This is a genomic window from Alloactinosynnema sp. L-07, assembly GCF_900070365.1.
Lineage (GTDB): Bacteria > Actinomycetota > Actinomycetes > Mycobacteriales > Pseudonocardiaceae > Actinokineospora.
The window spans coordinates 625,295-642,377 of the sequence record NZ_LN850107.1; the positions used below are offsets into that span (position 1 = coordinate 625,295).

Genomic DNA, 17,083 nt, shown 5'->3' on the forward strand with positions numbered 1-17,083 from the left:
GCGAACGGGGCGCCAGATCGATGATCTGGCGCCCCGTTCGTCTCGCGATCAGGCGGAGCCGGGGTCCGAGGTCTGCGGGCCCGCGGCGGTGACGTCGTCGATCCGGTACTTGCGGGTGGCTTCCACGACCTTCGCGTGGTCGATCTTCCCGCGCTGCGCCAGCGCGCCCAGCACCGCCACCGTGATCGACTCGGCGTCGACCAGGAAGTGCCTGCGGGCGGCCGGACGGGTGTCGGAGAAGCCGAAGCCGTCGGTGCCGAGGGTGACCATGTCGCCGGGTACCCACGGGCGGATCAGGTCCGGCACCGCGCTCATCCAGTCCGAGACCGCCACGACCGGGCCGGGGGCGTCCTCGAGCACCGTGGTCACGTACGGCACGCGGGGCTCGGCCTCCGGGTGCAGCATGTTGTGCCGCTCGATGTCGACGGCCTCGCGGCGCAGCTCCGACCACGACGTGGCCGACCAGACGTCGACCTGCACGCCCCACTCCTCGGCGAGCAGGCGCTGGGCCTTGACCGCCCACGGCATCGCCACGCCGGAGGCGAGCACCTGGGCCTTGGGGCCGTCGCCCGCAGGGGCCTCGGCGTAGCGGTAGAGGCCGCGCAGCAGGCCCTCGACGTCCAGGCCCTCGGGCTCGGCGGGCTGCTGGTACGGGTCGTTGTAGACGGTCAGGTAGTAGAAGATGTCCTCGGACTGCTCGCCGTACATGCGGCGCAGGCCGTCCTTGACGATGTGGGCGATCTCGAAGGACCACGCCGCGTCGTAGGCGACCGCCGCCGGGTTCGTCGCCGCGAGGAGCAGCGAGTGGCCGTCGTTGTGCTGCAGGCCCTCACCGGTCAGCGTCGTGCGGCCCGCGGTGGCGCCCAGGACGAAGCCGCGCGCCATCTGGTCCGCCGCGGCCCACAGGCCGTCGCCGGTGCGCTGGAAGCCGAACATCGAGTAGAAGATGTAGATCGGGATCATCGGCTCGCCGTGGGTGGCGTAGGACGTGCCGACCGCGGTGAACGACGCCGTCGAGCCCGCCTCGTTGATGCCCTCGTGCAGGATCTGACCCTGCTGGCTTTCCTTGTAGGACAGCATGAGCGAGGCGTCGACCGAGGTGTAGAGCTGGCCCTGCGGGTTGTAGATCTTCTGCGTCGGGAACATCGAGTCCATGCCGAACGTGCGCGCCTCGTCCGGGATGATCGGCACGATCCGGGCACCGATCTCCGGGTCCTTGGCCAGGTCCCGCACCAGGCGGACGAACGCGTGCGTGGTGGCGACCTCCTGCTTGCCGGAGCCGCGCTTGATCACGTCGTAGACCTTGTCGCCGGGCAGCACCAGTGCCTTGGCCTTCGCGCGGCGCTCGGGCAGGTAGCCGCCGAGCTGGCGGCGCCGTTCCTGCAGGTACTGGATCTCCGCGGAGTCCTGGCCGGGGTGGTAGTACGGCGGCAGGTACGGGTTCTTCTCCAACTCGGCGTCGGTGATCGGCACCCGCAGCGTGTCGCGGAACTGCTTGAGGTCGTCCAGGGTCATCTTCTTCATCTGGTGCGTAGCGTTGCGCGCCTCGAAGTGCGGACCCAGGTTGTAGCCCTTGATCGTCTTGGCGAGGATCACCGTCGGCTGGCCGTGGTGCTCGGTGGCCGCCTGGTAGGCCGCGAAGACCTTGCGGTAGTCGTGGCCGCCGCGCTTGAGGTTCCAGATGTCCTGGTCCGACATCGGCTCGACCAGCGCCTTGGTGCGCGGGTCGCGGCCGAAGAAGTGCTCGCGGACGAAGGCGCCGTCATTGGCCTTGTAGGTCTGGTAGTCGCCGTCGGGGGTCTGGTTCATCAGGTTGACCAGGGCGCCGTCGCGGTCGGCGTGCAGCAGCGTGTCCCACTCGCGGCCCCAGATGACCTTGATGACGTTCCAGCCCGCGCCGCGGAAGTAGGATTCCAGCTCCTGGATGATCTTGCCGTTGCCGCGCACCGGGCCGTCGAGGCGCTGCAGGTTGCAGTTGATCACAAAGGTGAGGTTGTCGAGGCCCTCGTTGGCCGCCACGTGGATCAGGCCGCGCGACTCGGGCTCGTCCATCTCGCCGTCGCCGAGGAAGGCCCACACGCGCTGGTCGGAGGTGTCCTTGATGCCGCGGTCGCGCAGGTAGCGGTTGAACCGGGCCTGGTAGATCGCGTTCATCGGGCCAAGGCCCATGGACACGGTCGGGAACTCCCAGAAGTCCGGCATGAGCCGCGGGTGCGGGTACGACGGCAGGCCGCCGCCGGGTCCCGCGTGCGACAGCTCCTGGCGGAAGCCGTCGAGCTGGTCGGTGGAGAGGCGGCCCTCGAGGAACGCGCGGGCGTAGATGCCGGGGGAGGCGTGGCCCTGTACGTAGATGTGGTCGCCGCCGCCGGGGTGGTCCTTGCCGCGGAAGAACCAGTTGAAGCCGACCTCGTAGAGCGCCGCCGACGAGGCGTAGGTCGAGATGTGACCGCCGACACCCACGCCGGGCCGCTGTGCCCGGTGCACCGTCATCGCCGCGTTCCACCGGATCCACGCGCGGTAGCGGCGCTCGACCTCCTCGTCGCCGGGGAACCACGGCTCGCGGTCGGTCGGGATGGTGTTGACGTAGTCCGTGCTGGTCAGCGACGGGACCCCGACGTGCCGCTCGCGGGCGCGCTCAAGCAGGCGCAGCATCAGATAGCGGGCGCGCTGCTGCCCGCCGCCCTGCACGGCGGCGTCGAACGACTCCAGCCATTCCGCCGTCTCCTCCGGATCGATGTCCGGGAGGTGCGCCGCGAGTCCGTCACGGATGACGCGGACCCGTTCGGGCGTGCCGGGGTTGCTGTTCTGGGTGGGCAACTTGCGCTCCAGCCTGGCTCGGTAATGGTTTACGCGCGCGCGCATACGCGCGCGTACGGGGTCACTCTGCCATGTTCGTCTGAATCGACGCGGGCGTCATCGTTACTGGTCAGTACGGGTGTTTCGCCACCCGAGAGCGCACGCGGAAAGCGCCAGTTGCGGCGTGTCGGACAGCACACGGTTGCGCTGGTGGGCACTGTCAGTGTTCGCTATCGCCTAACCGAACAGGCGTAACGCGGTCGGACAGGCCAAGATGGGCCTTGAGACCGTGCGAAAACAACTGGAGGAGTGAGACCGTGGTGGCCGCGGGAGACGCCGGGAACGCCGGCGTCGCCGACAAGCTGGGGATCGAAGAGGGCACCGTTGTCCAGGAGATCGGCTGGGACGAGGACGTCGATGACGACGTCCGCGCCGCCATCGAGGAGCGCGTCGGCTCCGATCTCCTCGACGAGGACGCCGACGAGGTTGTCGACGTCGTTCTGTTGTGGTGGCGCGAGGAAGACGGCGATCTTGTCGACGCGCTGATGGACGCCATCGGCCCGCTCGCCGACAACGGCGTGATCTGGGTGCTCACCCCGAAGACGGGCCGCGACGGACACGTCGAACCCAGCGACATCGCCGAGGCGGTGCCGACCGCGGGGCTGGCCCAGACGTCGAGTGTCAGCGTGGGCAACGACTGGGTCGGGACCAGGCTGGTGTCGCCGAAGTCGGTGAAGACCAAGAAGTGACGACCACGTGGACCGGGAGCCTCTCCCGGTCCACGGTCTGAACCCGCGGTGTCGTGGCCTAGGCTGGGCGGGACACGTTGTCTCTGGGCGCGCTGGTGCGCGCCCTCACTCCAGGAGGATGTCGGGTATGGCGGTCGAGGTCGGTCAGAAGGCTCCGGACTTCACGCTCAACGACTACAACAAGCAGCCGGTCAAGCTCTCGGACTTCCAGGGCGACAAGAACGTGCTGCTCGTGTTCTACCCGTTCGCGTTCAGCGGCATCTGCACCGGTGAGCTCTGCCAGGTCCGCGACGAACTCGCGTCCTACACCGACAACGACGTCCAGGTCATCGGCGTCTCGGTCGACACCCCCTTCAGCCTCAAGGCGTGGGCCGACCAGCAGGGTTACACCTTCCCCCTGCTCTCCGACTTCTGGCCCCACGGCGCCGTGGCGACCCAGTACGGCGTGTTCAACGAGGCGGCAGGCCTGGCCACCCGCGGCACCTTCCTGATCGACACCGAGGGCGTCGTCCGCTTCGCCGAGATCAACGCCCCGGGCGAGGCCCGCGACCAGGACGCGTGGAAGAAGGCCGTCGCGGCCCTCAAGGCGTGACACCCTTGTCCCGGCGCTTGCGGGCGCCGGGACGTTGGGGCGTATAGCTCAGCGGAAGAGCACTCGGTTTACACCCGAGCGGTCGCAGGTTCAAATCCTGCTGCGCCCACCAGATTCGACTTCTCAAACCCTGGTCACCTTGAACAGGACCGGAGAGCGCGGCGGGCTGTGGCGGAATCACCGGGGGGCTACGCGGCGGCGGGGCGGGCGGCGCGGCGGGCGGCGATCGTGGATGCGGCGACTCGGCTGCTGGTCCACGAGGGCACGGCCGCGTTGACGACGCGGCGGGTCGCCAGTGAGGTGGGGGCCTCGACGAAGGTGATCTACACGATGTTCGGCGGCAAGGCGGGGTTGGTCAAGGCCTTGTACGTCGAGGGGTTCACCCGGTTGCGGCAGGTGCAGGACAAGGTCGTCGACTCCGGCGATCCGGTGGACTACCTGACCGGGCTGGCGCTGGCGTATCGGCGGTACGCGTTGCGGGAGCCGCACTACTACCGGGTGATGTTTGAGCGGGCCATTCCGGGGTTCGTGCCGGACGGTGAGGCGTTGGCGGTGGCGGAGCGGGCGGCGGAGTTGCCGCTGCGGGCGATCGCCGCGTGTGTCGAGCGTGGGGTGTTCGCCGAGGGCGAGCCGCGGGAGATCGCCGAGTTGCTGTTGGCGGCGTCGCACGGGGCGGTGAGCATGGAGTTGGCGGGGCACTTTCGGGCGGGTACCGGGGCCAAGCGCTACGGGCGGCTGATCGACGCGGTGATTGTCGGGTTTTCCGCCGACCGGCGGTAGGGCTGGCACCCCTCTTTCCTTTGTTGTGTTGACCCTGCCGATCCCCGGCCGTAGAAACGATGTTGTCAGAAGGCAACAGTGTTACCAAGGAGGGGATCATGCGTAACAGGAGGACGATTCTGCGCGCGGGGGCCGTCGCGGCGGGGGCGGCGGCGGTCGGAGTCGGGGTGGCGGCCAGTGGCGAGGCGGCGCCGCGCGGGCGGGTCTATGTGCTCATTCACGGCACGCACGCCAATTCGCTGCACTGGTCGTGGGTGGCGGGGCGGTTGAGTGCGCGGGGTCATCGGGCCATCGCGGTCGATCTGCCGGGGCACGGGACCGAGGCCTACATCCCCCGCGCTTATCAGAGCCCGCAGGACCTCGACGGGCTGGCGGTTGAGGCGTCGCCGTTGGCGGGGATCACGTTGGAGGACTGGGTCGCCCATGTGACGGGGATCGTGCGGCAGACCGGGGCCCGGGTGGTGCTGGTGGGGCACAGTCAGGGCGGGGTGAGTGTGACCAGGGTGGCCGAGGCGATTCCGCACCTCGTCGAGCACATCGTCTACGTGGCCGCCTTCTGCTGTGTCGACCTGCGCTGCATGGCCGACTACATGGGCACGCCCGAGGCGGCGGACGCGGTGACTCGGCGGATCGTGCCCATCGGCGACCCGGCGTCGCTGGGGGTGTCGCGGATGAACTGGCGATCGGGGGAGCCCGCCGACTTCGCGCTGTTCAAGGAGTTGATCGCGGCCGATCGTCCGGACGGCGAGGTCCGGGCGATGCTGAACACCCTGCAGCCCGACGAGGTGGCGGCGATCCCGGTGTCCGACGGGCGTGGCACCCCGCGGCGGTGGGGGCGGGTGCCTCGGACCTATGTGCGGTTCACCGAGGACCGGACGATCCCGCTCGCGCTACAGAATCGGATGATTCGGGAGGCGGACCGGGCCACCCCCGGAACCCGGTCCCGGGTGCACGACATCCGGTCGCCGCACTACCTGCCCCGCGACGAACGGCTGGTGTCCATTCTGGACTCCGTGTGACCCGGCGCCCTGGCTGGACCGGCCGCGGTCCAGCCAGGCGTGTGGCTCAGTGGACCGGGTCGAGGTCCTCGTCCCGGCGCAGGGGAGCCTCGACCACGGGGGCGGCGGCCTTCTTGCGCTTCTTGACCAAGTGGACCGTGACGCCGATGACGATCACGGCGCCCAGCAACACCAAGCCGCCGGTGGAGAGCACGCCTTCGATGCGCTTGGCGGCTTCGCCGAGGGCGGCGCCGATGCTGATGTGGATGGCCGACCAGCAGGCGGCTCCGGCGACGACGGCCGGGAGGAACTTGCGGTACGGCAAGCCTGACGTGCCCGCGGCGGCCGGGGTCAGGGTGCGGACCACCGGCATGAAGCGGGCGAAGAACACCGCCCACGCTCCTCGTCGCTTGAGGATGTCGGTGGCTTTGTCCCAGCCTTCGGTGCCGTACTTCTGGATCAGCTTGGTCTCGCGGAGGCGGGGGCCGAACCTGCGGCCGATGAAGTAGCCGATCGAGTCGCCGATGCCCGCGCACACGGTCACCACGGCCCACAGGATCAGGAAGCGGGGCACGCTGTTGACGGTGGTGGCGGCGACAAGCAGGCCCGCCTCACCGGGGGCGATGAAGCCGAGGCCGATGGTGCACTCCGCCAACACCAGACCGCCGGTGGCGGCGACTAGGGCGGGCTGCGGCAGCGCCTGGAGCCATTCGAGCACGTCGGTAACCAAGGCCACGGTGGAGATCCCCCTCATACGACAGCGCCGGTCCCTCCGGCGCTGTGAAGTCTGTCGTTAAGAGGGAGCCTGGCATAACCGGGTTCCCTCTGAGATCGCCCTGAGATCTGACTTCGGGGTCAGACCTCAGGCGTATGCGGGGTCAGACGCACGGGGAACAGCGGGGTTGCCTTAGTGCTGTGGCGCGACTCGTTGCATGAGGGCGCTGATCTCCTGGCTGGAGGAGCCTGCCTCGGCGAGGTGGCGCAGGTTCGCCGGGACCTCCTCGCCGCGGTGTTCGACGGCCTGGGTGTAGAGCCTGCCCGCGCGGTAGGACGAGCGGACCAGCGGTCCGGCCATGACGCCCGCGAAGCCCAGTGACTCGGCGGTTTCCTTGTGCGCGAGGAATTCCTCGGGCTTGACCCACCGGTCGATCGGGTGGTGGCGCAGGCTCGGCCGCAGGTACTGGGTGATCGTGATGATGTCGCAGCCCGCGTTGTGGAGATCGGCCAGCGCCTCGGTGATCTCCTCCGGGGTCTCGCCCATGCCGAGGATCAGGTTCGACTTGGTGACCAGGCCGTATTCGCGGGCCTGGGTGATCACGTCGAGCGAGCGCTCGTAGCGGAAGGCCGGGCGGATGCTCTTGAAGATCCGCGGCACCGTCTCCAGGTTGTGCGCGAGCACCTGCGGACGCGAGCCGAACACCTCTTCCAGTTGCTCGGGCACGGCGTTGAAGTCGGGGATCAGCAGCTCGACGCCAGTGCCGGGGTTGAGCGCGTGGATCTGGCGGACGGTCTCGGCGTAGAGCCACGCGCCGCCGTCGGGCAGGTCGTCGCGGGCGACGCCGGTGATGGTCGAGTAGCGCAGGCCCATGGCCTGGACGGACTCGGCGACGCGGCGGGGCTCGTCGCGATCGAGATCGGCGGGCTTGCCGGTGTCGATCTGGCAGAAGTCGCAGCGGCGGGTGCACTGCTCGCCGCCGATGAGGAAGGTCGCCTCGCGGTCTTCCCAGCACTCGTAGATGTTGGGGCAGCCCGCTTCCTCGCACACCGTGTGCAGGCCCTCGCGGCGAACCAGGCCCTTGAGTTCACGGAACTCGGGGCCCATCTTCGCGCGGGTCTTGATCCACGACGGCTTCTTCTCGATCGGCGTCTGGCTGTTGCGCACTTCCAGGCGCAGCATCTTCCGACCTTCAGGTGCGACTGTCACGCCGCTCAGGTTACGCCCAGGGTCCGGGTGACCGGTGTCACCCAGGTCACGCTGGGTCCGGCGAAACGCCGGTCAGCTCGGCTGTGCGCTGCCACAATGTCCGGCCAAGGTCGGGATTGAGGGCCGCAGCCCTCGGTTTCGCCAAGGCGGGCTTGCCGAACAGCTCGGCCGGTCCGGCCGGTCCCCAGTACTGCCCGCCGACGACGTCGGGGGCCACCGCGGCGTAGAGCTGGGGCAGCGCGCCGCGTTCGACGGACTGGGTGACGAACTTGTTGCCGACGGCGACGACCTTTGCCGCGGCCGAGCCGAACCGCAGCCGGGTCGAGTTGGTGGAGAGGCTGGTGTCGGTCATACCCGGGTGGGCGGCGACGCTCAGGACGCTGTCGCCCGCCGCGCGCAGCCGCCGGTCGAGTTCGAAGGCGAACAGCAGGTTGGCCAGCTTCGACTGGGAATAGGCGCCCACCGCGTTGTAGCGGCGGCGCTGGAAGTTCAGGTCGTCGACGTCGAGGCCGCCGCCGCGGTGGGCGAGGGACGACAGCGTGACCACGCGGGACCCTGGCGTGGTGCGCAGCGCGGGCATCAGCAGCCAGGTGAGCGCGGCGTGGCCGAGGTGGTTGGTGCCGATCTGGAGCTCGAACCCGTCGACCGTGGTGGAGGACGGCGTGCCCATGACGCCCGCGTTGTTCATCAGCACGTCGAGCCGGTCGCCGGTGCGCTCACGAACCTCGGCCGCGGCCTTGTGCACGGAGGCGAGGTCGGCCAGGTCGAGTTCGAGCAGCTCGGCCGGGCCCTCGATGGCCGCGATGGCGGCGTGGCCGCGCTCGATCGACCGGCAGCCGACGAGCACGTGCGCGCCGTGCGCGGCGAGCACCTGGGCGCTGCGCAGCCCCAGACCGGAGTTGGCCCCGGTGATGAGGACGGTGCGCCCGCCCAGGTCGCCGATCTCGGCCTCGGACCACGCCATCGTGCCTCCCTGGTTCTGCGATCGAGCCTATGGTCTGCCCGCTGAGACCGCGCTCAGGCGCTGGCCACCAGCTTGCGCAGCAGCAGCTCGACCGGGTTGCGCCGCTTGCCAGCGACCCGATCCGGCGAGCTGCGCACGAGCGCGACGAAGGCGGCGCCGACCCTGGTGATCTCGGCCTTGTCCTCGTGCGGCTCGGCCAGCCCGGCGGCCAGCGCGAGCATGCGCTGTTCGCTGTCCAGGGCCGGGCGCAGCAGCCCGGGGTAGGTCAGCGCGGCCTGGTCGACCAGCCTGCGCAGCGCCGGGTGTTCGGTGGCGGCGGTCCGCCACGCCTGCGACACCGTGTCGACCAGGTCGATCGACGCGTCGCGCTCGGCCTCGGCCTGCGCGAGGCCGACCCGGCCGGTCAGCTTCAGTGTCCAGCGGTAGTGCAGGGCGAGCAGCAGCTCCTCGTGGCTGCCGAACACCTCGTCGACGCCGGGCACCTCCGCGTACGGCAGCACGCTCTCGGGCGTGCGTGCCGCGTGTGCCACGACGGCGTCCATCGCGTCTCGTCTGCGGTAGTAGTCGTTCCAGCTCATGGCCCCTGGCTCCCCTCCGTCACCTTGGTCATACCGTGGGTTTCCGGCATACCATCGGTACGGAACCGATAAGGCCAACCTACCACGAGTACGTACCGCCGGTATGTCGTACCGTTGTGAATATGACGACAGCGCAGTCGCGGAGAGTGGACTACAGCGAAAGCACCAGGCAGGCCCTGGTCGATTCCGCTGTCGATTTGTTCACCAAGCGTGGCTACGCGGCCACCTCGCTCGACGCCATCGCCAAGCGCGCCCGGGTCACCAAGGGCGCCCTGTATCACCACTTCTCCGGCAAGCAAGCCCTGTTCGAGGCCGCTTTCCGGTCCGTGGAGACAGCCGTCATGGCCCGGCTCGGCGAGGTCGTCGCAGGCCCGGGGGCGGCGTGGGACCGGGTGCTGGGCGGGCTCCAGGCGTATATCAAAATCTGCATGGAGCCGTCCTATCAGCGCATCGCCATCCATGAGGGACCTGTCGTCATGGGCTGGGAACGGTGGCGGGAGGCGGAGGAACATTTGAGTTACGGGATTGTGAAATCCGCCCTCGAATCGCTGATCGAGGCGCGAGAAATCGACGAAATGCCCGTCGAAGTCACCACCCGGATACTCTTCGGCGCCCTCTCCACCGGCGCGACGATCATCGCCGCCGCCGACGACGCGAAGAAGGCGGCTGCGGATGTGATGTTCACGATCACGAAGGTGCTGGAGGGGCTGCGCAGGCCTCAGGCCGCCGGATAACGCGAGTACGGTCTCCGACGATCCTCATTTGAGGACACCCTGGGGGAGATCATGACCGAATCGACGACGGACATCGTCCGTGCGCCGTTCACCGACAGACCCGCGTTGTCCGACCCCACCACCGCGATCTTGCTTCGGCCCATGCGGTGTTCGCAGACCCTGTGGCGGGTGGTCGGTGTCATCCTGGGGTTGTCCTGCGCACTGCAGTGGGTCGCCATGGCGATGTCGGATGACCCGGTGCGGACGTTCTTCACCAGCACCGTTTGGTCGTCTGTGAGCTTCGGTGTGGTGATCACACAACTCCATCTGGTGCGTGGGCACACCGCGATGTCGGAGTTGCTTGGCGCGCAGGCGTGGCGGCCGGTCGGTGTGCGGGTTTTGCGCGGTACTTCGCTGTTTGGGGTGAGCGTGGTCGAAGTCGGCGACGGTGTGGGGCCGCTGCGGGTGTTCGGGGCTTCGCGTGCGCACCTGGCGGTGGCGGTTCGGACGGGAACCGCGTGGGTTGTCGGGCCGGACGGCCGGGGTCGGGCCGCGCTGCGGTTGGAGGGTTCGCACCACGCCTGGCCCGCCCGCGTGCATCGGCGACCGGTCAAGCCCGCTCGCGTGCCCGCCGCGGACTCGGATGCCAGCGCGATGTGGGCGCGGCAGTCACGGTCATGGTGGAAGGCGCCGGAGAATCGGCGGCTGGGTGAGTTGCTGGGTGCGGGGGAGTGGACCAAGGTGTCCGCCTCGCTCGCGCCGTGGCAGGCGAGGATGGACGGCACCACCTACGGCGTCGCGACGCTCCGCTTGCCGGACGGCCGCGTGCTGCTGGCGGCGATGCCCGCCGCGCCGGTCGACGTGCTCGGGACCGTGTGGGACACCGGGTCGCTGTGGCTCGTCGGCCAACCGGAGCCCGGCAGGACCCTCGCAGTGGGCTTCCCCGGCTATCCGCTTCTTACCGCGGCGACGATCTGCGAGGCCACCGGTGTCTGACACGATCACTGTCCCCGAGCCGCGGCTGGACATGCCCGTCTTGGCCGACCCGACGACGAACCTGGTGTTCACGGCCGCCGAAGACGTCCGGCGCGTGACGCGCCTGATCTGCGTGTTGTATCCCGTTTTCGCGCTTGCCCTGTATCTCCTGATCGAGTGGGAGGACGACAAGCCGTGGGCGATCAAGTTCGTTGTGGCCTCTGTCGCGTATGCGCTGGCAGGTGCGCTGTACCTGCTTGTGGTGCCGCGGCGACCGACCCGGGAGTTCTTGGCCCGAAACGGGTGGCGCCCCGCGTCCGCGCGGTTGATCGGCTCGACGCTTGAGGTCGACGATCCTCAGGTTCGGCACCTGCGGCTCACCTTCGTGCCGCGTGCACACCGCTTGGTGATCGCCCGGACCGGGCGGGTGTGGCTCGTCGGACCGGACGCGGGCGGGCGGGTGGCGGTTCGGGTGGAGGGATCCCATGCCGTGCATCCCGTGCGGCGGGCGGATGGGACAGGAGCATCGCGGACGGAACGCCTCGGCGATGGCGCGACGGTCACCCGGCTCACGGCCCGAAGGTTGGCCTCAACTCCCGTGCTGACTGTCTCGGCCATGGGGCTGGGTTACGCAGCGGTCTCGGTGAACTTCACCGCACCCTTGTTCGGAACGCTGGTCAGCTGCGCGGTGATGACGCTGTTCTGGAGCGTCGCGGTGATTTATCAGTGGCAGTGGTGCAGGCTGCCCGCGCTGATCAACGCGGGCGAGTGGGTTCGGGCCGAGATCCAGTTGGCGCCGTGGACTGCCCAGCGGAACCAGATCGCCAGCGCTCACGGGCATATCCGGCTGGCAGACGGCACGATCCTGGCCATCAGTATGCGGGCCGCGAAGGTTGATCTGCTGGGCACGATCTTGGAGTCGGGCGTGCTGTGGGTGGCGGGGGAGCCCCAGCCCGGCCGGACTGTCGCGGTCGGCTTTCCAGGTTATCCGCAGCTCGCCGTCGCGAAGATCGCCGCGTATGGGTGACGCCGGTTGGATCCCGCTGGCTGAGCGCAGGCGCAGGCAGGCGCGGGTAGGCGCGGTGGTGTCGGTGCTGATGGTTTCCGGGATGGTGGTGACTTACGCCCTCCTGGACCAGCCGATTCCGTATGGGTGGGTCATGCTCCTGGCGATGGGGGTGGCCATCTACCTGCCCACTGGCCGGCGCCGATCGCCTGGGCGCCCGGTGGTCGAGGCGGACCGGATCTTTCGGCGGGTGGCCGTGGTGAAGCGGTGGATCACCGTCGTGCCGGTGCTCTGGTTGGTGGCTCTGTTCGGCCTGGCGCTTGTGTTCGGCTGGGACCTGAACGACGCCGCGTTGCCTGGGGCGGCCACTATGGGCGCGTTATTCAGCGCGGGGTTCGCCTATCGGTTCGGTTCGTGGCGGTTGCTGTCGCTGATCGAGGCGGAGTGGGCCGAGGTGGACGTCGACCTAGAGCCCTGGGCGATACGTGGTGACGGGACCGTGAAGGCTGAGGGCACGATGCGCCGGGCGGACGGGGTCGAGCTCGCCATCAGCATGCACAGCGCACCTGCGGAGCTTGTGGGGGCGATGTGGGAGACCGGTGTGGTGTGGGTGGCCGGGGAGCCCACGCCCGAGAGCGCCGTGGCGGTGGGCCTCCCCGGCTATCCGCTGCTCGCGGTGGCGCGGGTCAGCTGAGGGCGAAGGTGACGCCGGGGCTGGTCGGTTCCGCCGGGGTCAGCCAGTGGTCGGCCACCGGCAGCGTGCCCTCCAGCGCCTTGAGCACGGCTTCGCGGGCCAACGGCAGGACCTCGGCGACGCTGACCTGGCGGCCCAACTCCAAAGTGAGCGAGGTGACGCCCGCGTCGCGGATGCCGCAGGGGACTATGCGGTCGAAGGCGCTCAGGTCGGCGTCGCAGTTGATTTCGAAGCCGTGCATGGTGACGCCGCGTTGGACGCGGATGCCGATGGCGGCGATCTTGCGTTCCGGGCGGGTGGCGTCGGCGGGCAGCCAGACGCCGCTGCGGCCCTCGACGCGGCCGGTGCGCAGGCCCAGTGTGGCGCAGACCGAGATCAGGGCCTCCTCGACGCGGCGGACGTACTGGACGACGTCGACCGGGTCGGACAGCTTGATGATCGGGTAGCCGACGAGCTGGCCGGGGCCGTGCCAGGTGATCTTGCCGCCGCGGTCGACGTCGATCACCGGAGTGCCGTCGTCGGGGCGCTCGTCGGGCTCGGTGCGCTTGCCCGCGGTGTAGACCGACGGGTGTTCCAGCAGCAGGAGAGTGTCGCCGCCGAGGTCGTCGGCGCGGGCGCCCGCGAGGTCCTTCTGCAGGTCCCACGCCTCGACATAGTCGATCAGGCCGACCTCGCGCACCTCGACCTGGGGGCCGTCCGCGCGACAGGAGATGTTCGCTGTGCTCACGCCCGCGACCCTACGCCGGGGCAGGCAGCAGCCGTAACGCGCGGGCGGCCAGCAGGCCCACCCCGGCCACCCCGAGGGTCGCGCCGAGGACGTCGGTCAGCCAGTGCACGTCGAGGAGCACGCGGCACACGGCGGCCACGAAGACCGTCAGCACCGATCCGAGCACGACCATCCGCAGTCGGTCCCTGGTCAGCCACGCGCAGAGGACCGCCGCGGTGAACCCGACCGACGCCACCGACACCACGTGCCCGCTCGGGAAGCTGAAGTCGGGGTAGTCGGTGGGCCGCGCCCGCTCGAACAGCGGCTTCACCAGCGACACCGCCCGACACGCGGCGAGCAGGACGATCGCGCGCAGGAATAGGCCTCTGCGCGCCCGCACGGCGACGGCCGCGATCACCAGGCCCAGCGCGGCGACCAGGGGCAGGATCGGCCCGAGGACCAAGGTCACGACCGAGGCGACGTCGACCGCGGGGCCGCCGCCCATGGCGTCGGCGACGAACCGGTCGACCCCGGGCGGCTCCCCGGACACGGCGAGGCCGAGGAAGACGAAGGCGAGCACGAGGGTTACGCCGATCCGGATGATCATCGGAGGCCTGCCCGTGCGAAGCCGCGGTCGTCGGTGCTGATGACGAACGCGGGCGCCAGGTTCGCATGGGTCGGGTGAGTGCCGTTGGCGTTGGTGCCGGGGGCGGGCATGTGGTTCGCGCCGATCAGGGTGATCGGGTGGAAGCCGGCCCGCGCGAGGTCCTGAGCGTCGGTGTCGGGGGCGAGGGTGGGCGTGTGGTTGGCGCGGGTTCGGGTGATCGGGTGGAAGCCGGCCCGCGCGAAGCCCTCAGTGTCGGCGCCGGGGTCGAATGCGGGCACGTGGCTCGTTCGGGTGATCATCGGATTCCCGCCCGCAGGCTCGTGCCCACCCGGGTGATCACCGGTTCTCGACCGCGGCCAGGGCGTCGTCGACCGCGGTGAAGGTGAAGCGGAAATCGTTGTCCAGCAGCACCTTCGGCGTAACGCGCTGGGTCATCAGCACCGCGTCGGCGAGTTCGCCGAGGACGATCTTCAACGCGAACGACGGCACCGCCAGCACCGCGGGTCGGTGCAGCGCCTTGGCGAACGCGGCGGTGAACTCGGCGTTCGTCGTCGGGATGGGGCTGGCCAGGTTGACTGGGCCGGAGATGTCGCTGGTGAGCAGGAACATCACCGCGTTGATCTGGTCCTCCAGGTGGATCCACGGCATGTGCTGGCGGCCGTTGCCCAGCCTGGCGCCCAGCGCGAGGAAGAACAGGGGCCGCAGCGGGCCCAGGAGCCCTCCCTTTCTGGCTAGGACTGGCGCGGTTCGGGTGAGCACCACTCGGGTGCCCGCGGCCCGCGCGGCCTCGGTCGCGGCCTCCCAGCGGACGCACAGCTGGGCCGCGAAGTCGTCGCCCGTTGGGCTGGACTCGTCGGCCGTGTGGCCGCCGGTGTCGCCGTAGTAGCCGACCGCCGAGGAGTTGACCAGCACGGGGACGCCTGCCGCGGCGACCTCGGCGGCGAGGACCTCGGTGGGTTCGATCCGGCTGTCGAGCAGCACCTGCTTGCGCGCCTGGCTCCAGCGGCGGTCGCCGATTCCGGCTCCGCACAGGTTGACCACCGCGTCCGCGCCGTCCAGCGCGCCCGCGTCGACACGGCCCGCGGGCGGGTCCCAGCCGCGCTCGTCGGGGGCGTGCGGGGCGCGCCGCACCAGGCGGATCACCTCGTGGCCTTCCTTCCGGAGCCTGGCCACCAGTGCGGTCCCGAGCATGCCGGACGAACCGGCGACGACTACGCGCATGATCTGATCGTCCCGAATATCCCACGTGGACGCACGATCGGGGTCACCCTCAAACGGCCGCTGGGCCGCCCCGGTCGGGACGGCCCAGCGGTCTGACGTGCGATTACAGCCCGAGGTCGCCCTCGAACGCGCCTTCCTCAAGGCGGTTCTTCACCGCGGTGAGGAACCGGCCCGCGTCGGCGCCGTCGACCAGGCGGTGGTCGTAGGTCAGCGCCAGGTAGACCATCGAGCGGATGGCGATCGTGTCGTCGCCGTCCTCGTTGGTCACCACGACCGGGCGCTTGACGACCAGGCCGACGCCCAGGATGCCGACCTGCGGCAGCTGGATGATCGGGGTGTCGAACAGCGCGCCCTGGCTGCCCAGGTTGGTCAGGTTGAACGTGGCGCCGAACAGCTCGTCCGGGGTGACCTTGTTCGCCCTGGTCCGGCTCGCCAGGTCGTTGATCTTGTGCGACAGGCCGCTGATGCTCAGGTCGCCCGCGTCGCGGATGGCCGGGGTGAGCAGGCCGCGCTCGGTGTCCACGGCGATGCCGAGGTGCTCGGCGCCGTGGTAGACGACCTCGGTGGCGTCCTCGTTGATCGACGCGTTGAGCTTCGGGTGCTGCTTGAGCGCCTCGACGGTCGCCTTGGCGAAGAACGGCAGGAACGTCAGCTTGACGCCCTCACGCTGCTCGAAGGCCGTCTTCGACTTGGCCCGCAGCTTGGCGATCTTGGTCACATCGACCTCGACCACCTGGGTGAGCTGGGCGGCGGTCTGCAGCGACTCGACCATGCGGCGCGACACCGTCTGGCGCAGGCGCGTCATCTTCTGCGTGGTGCCCCGCAGCGACGCGTCGGCCGAAGGGGCCTTGCTCGCGGGAGCGGCGGCGGGAGCGGCGGCCGGGGCGGGCTTGGGCGCCTTGGCGGCCTCGGCCGCGGCGATCACGTCCTGCTTGCGGATGCGGCCGCCGACGCCGGTGCCCTTGACCGAGCCAAGGTCGATGCCGTTCTCCGCGGCGAGCTTGCGCACCAGCGGGGTCACGTACGGCGCGCTGTCATTGGTCGGGGCGGCCTGAGCCGGGGCCGCGACGGGTGCGGCCGGGGTGGGGGCCGGGGCAGCGACGGCCGGAGCCGGGGTCGGCGCGGGTGCCGGAGCCGCCGGAGCGGGCTTCGGGGCCTCGGGCGCCGGGGCAGGCGCGGAACCAGCCGCACCGATGACACCCAGCTTGCCGCCGACCTCGACCGTGGCGTCCTCGGCCGCGGAGATCTCCAGCAGCGTGCCCGCCACCGGGGACGGGATCTCGGTGTCGACCTTGTCGGTGGACACCTCCAGCAGCGGCTCGTCGACCTCGACGGTCTCGCCGACCTGCTTGAGCCAGCGGGTGACCGTGCCCTCGGTGACGCTCTCGCCCAGCGCGGGCATGGTCACGTCGGTGCCCTTGCTGTTGCCTGTCGGCGCGTCGTCCGACGGCGCGGGACCCTCAGCGGGCGCGGCCTCAGCGACCGGGGCAGGCTCGGCAACAGGGGCGGGCTCAGCAGCGGGCGCCGGAGCCGAGTCCCCAGAACCATCGCCAATCACCGCGAGCTGAGCGCCGACGGCGACGGTCTCGTCCTCCTGGGCGACGATCTTCTGCAGGACACCCGCGGCGGGCGAGGGGATCTCGGTGTCGACCTTGTCGGTGGACACCTCCAGCAACGGCTCGTCGACCTCGACGGTGTCGCCCTCTTGCTTGAGCCACCGGGTGACGGTGCCTTCGGTGACGCTCTCCCCGAGCGCCGGCATCTCAACGGAGAACGCCAT

At 70.0% G+C, this 17,083-nt stretch carries 18 protein-coding genes and 1 tRNA gene; 9 read left to right on the top strand and 10 right to left on the bottom strand.

From position 1 onward, the window contains the following. Positions 1-48 precede the first annotated feature (48 nt). Positions 49-2,817 carry a pyruvate dehydrogenase (acetyl-transferring), homodimeric type gene (aceE, locus tag BN1701_RS03135; protein ID WP_157367747.1) on the bottom strand — a complete coding sequence of 923 codons (2,769 nt, stop codon included), beginning with the start codon at positions 2,815-2,817 and terminating at the stop codon, positions 49-51. Positions 2,818-3,113: 296 nt separating this feature from the next. On the opposite strand from aceE, the gene BN1701_RS03140 reads away from it, so the two are divergent. From BN1701_RS03140 to BN1701_RS03160, 5 genes are all read left to right on the top strand, one after another. Next, the gene (locus BN1701_RS03140; RefSeq protein WP_054045299.1) at positions 3,114-3,545 is read left to right on the top strand and encodes a DUF3052 domain-containing protein; all 432 of its coding nucleotides are present in this window, start codon (positions 3,114-3,116) and stop codon (positions 3,543-3,545) included. A 127-nt stretch (positions 3,546-3,672) separates the two neighbouring features. Beyond that, complete coding sequence (locus tag BN1701_RS03145) at positions 3,673-4,137, top strand: peroxiredoxin (protein ID WP_054045300.1); 465 nt, start codon at positions 3,673-3,675, stop codon at positions 4,135-4,137. Between the two features lie 37 nt (positions 4,138-4,174). Next, positions 4,175-4,249 (top strand) — tRNA-Val (locus tag BN1701_RS03150). Between the two features lie 56 nt (positions 4,250-4,305). Next, positions 4,306-4,917 carry a TetR-like C-terminal domain-containing protein gene (locus BN1701_RS03155; protein WP_054045303.1) on the top strand — a complete coding sequence of 204 codons (612 nt, stop codon included), beginning with the start codon at positions 4,306-4,308 and terminating at the stop codon, positions 4,915-4,917. A 98-nt stretch (positions 4,918-5,015) separates the two neighbouring features. Further along, positions 5,016-5,936: an alpha/beta fold hydrolase gene (locus tag BN1701_RS03160; RefSeq protein ID WP_197672036.1), complete on the top strand. Its 921-nt coding sequence runs from the start codon at positions 5,016-5,018 to the stop codon at positions 5,934-5,936. Between the two features lie 46 nt (positions 5,937-5,982). Here BN1701_RS03160 and BN1701_RS03165 read toward each other — a convergent pair whose 3' ends face one another. The 4 genes from BN1701_RS03165 to BN1701_RS03180 all read right to left on the bottom strand — a co-directional run bounded on the left by BN1701_RS03165 (position 5,983) and on the right by BN1701_RS03180 (position 9,381). Next, on the bottom strand, positions 5,983-6,651 hold the full coding sequence (locus BN1701_RS03165) for a DedA family protein (RefSeq protein WP_054055578.1): 669 nt from the start codon (positions 6,649-6,651) through the stop codon (positions 5,983-5,985). Between the two features lie 171 nt (positions 6,652-6,822). After that, positions 6,823-7,839 carry a lipoyl synthase gene (gene lipA, locus BN1701_RS03170; RefSeq protein ID WP_054045306.1) on the bottom strand — a complete coding sequence of 339 codons (1,017 nt, stop codon included), beginning with the start codon at positions 7,837-7,839 and terminating at the stop codon, positions 6,823-6,825. Between the two features lie 46 nt (positions 7,840-7,885). Continuing rightward, a complete protein-coding gene (locus tag BN1701_RS03175) occupies positions 7,886-8,803 on the bottom strand; it encodes an oxidoreductase (protein ID WP_054045308.1) in 918 nt (305 codons plus the stop codon). 53 nt (positions 8,804-8,856) lie between these two features. After that, positions 8,857-9,381, bottom strand: coding sequence for a hypothetical protein (locus tag BN1701_RS03180; protein WP_054045310.1), 525 nt, complete (start codon positions 9,379-9,381; stop codon positions 8,857-8,859). A 122-nt stretch (positions 9,382-9,503) separates the two neighbouring features. On the opposite strand from BN1701_RS03180, the gene BN1701_RS03185 reads away from it, so the two are divergent. From BN1701_RS03185 to BN1701_RS03200, 4 genes are read left to right on the top strand one after another with little or no spacing between them, the layout of a single operon-like run. Next, the gene (locus BN1701_RS03185; RefSeq protein ID WP_054045312.1) at positions 9,504-10,115 is read left to right on the top strand and encodes a TetR/AcrR family transcriptional regulator; all 612 of its coding nucleotides are present in this window, start codon (positions 9,504-9,506) and stop codon (positions 10,113-10,115) included. Positions 10,116-10,166: 51 nt separating this feature from the next. Further along, positions 10,167-11,090 carry a hypothetical protein gene (locus BN1701_RS03190; protein ID WP_054045314.1) on the top strand — a complete coding sequence of 308 codons (924 nt, stop codon included), beginning with the start codon at positions 10,167-10,169 and terminating at the stop codon, positions 11,088-11,090. A gap of 40 nt (positions 11,091-11,130) precedes the next feature. After that, entirely contained in the window at positions 11,131-12,096 is a 966-nt protein-coding gene (locus BN1701_RS03195) for a hypothetical protein (RefSeq protein WP_157367748.1), read from the top strand. After that, positions 12,089-12,769 (top strand): hypothetical protein, encoded by a 681-nt coding sequence (locus tag BN1701_RS03200; RefSeq protein ID WP_054045318.1) that lies wholly within the window; start codon positions 12,089-12,091, stop codon positions 12,767-12,769. Before BN1701_RS03195 ends, BN1701_RS03200 begins: the two co-directional genes overlap by 8 nt. Here BN1701_RS03200 and lipB read toward each other — a convergent pair. The 5 genes from lipB to sucB form a co-directional block, all read right to left on the bottom strand. Then, complete coding sequence (lipB, locus tag BN1701_RS03205) at positions 12,762-13,496, bottom strand: lipoyl(octanoyl) transferase LipB (protein ID WP_054045320.1); 735 nt, start codon at positions 13,494-13,496, stop codon at positions 12,762-12,764. The two genes, BN1701_RS03200 and lipB, sit on opposite strands and share 8 nt — an antisense overlap. A 10-nt stretch (positions 13,497-13,506) precedes the next feature. Continuing rightward, positions 13,507-14,082, bottom strand: coding sequence for a phosphatase PAP2 family protein (locus BN1701_RS03210; protein ID WP_054045322.1), 576 nt, complete (start codon positions 14,080-14,082; stop codon positions 13,507-13,509). Then, on the bottom strand, positions 14,079-14,381 hold the full coding sequence (locus BN1701_RS03215; RefSeq protein WP_054045325.1) for a hypothetical protein: 303 nt from the start codon (positions 14,379-14,381) through the stop codon (positions 14,079-14,081). The genes BN1701_RS03210 and BN1701_RS03215 overlap by 4 nt, the downstream gene beginning before the upstream one ends. A gap of 37 nt (positions 14,382-14,418) precedes the next feature. Beyond that, the gene (locus BN1701_RS03220) at positions 14,419-15,303 is read right to left on the bottom strand and encodes a TIGR01777 family oxidoreductase (protein WP_054045327.1); all 885 of its coding nucleotides are present in this window, start codon (positions 15,301-15,303) and stop codon (positions 14,419-14,421) included. Between the two features lie 103 nt (positions 15,304-15,406). Beyond that, on the bottom strand, positions 15,407-17,083 hold the full coding sequence (gene sucB, locus BN1701_RS03225) for a 2-oxoglutarate dehydrogenase, E2 component, dihydrolipoamide succinyltransferase (RefSeq protein ID WP_054045329.1): 1,677 nt from the start codon (positions 17,081-17,083) through the stop codon (positions 15,407-15,409).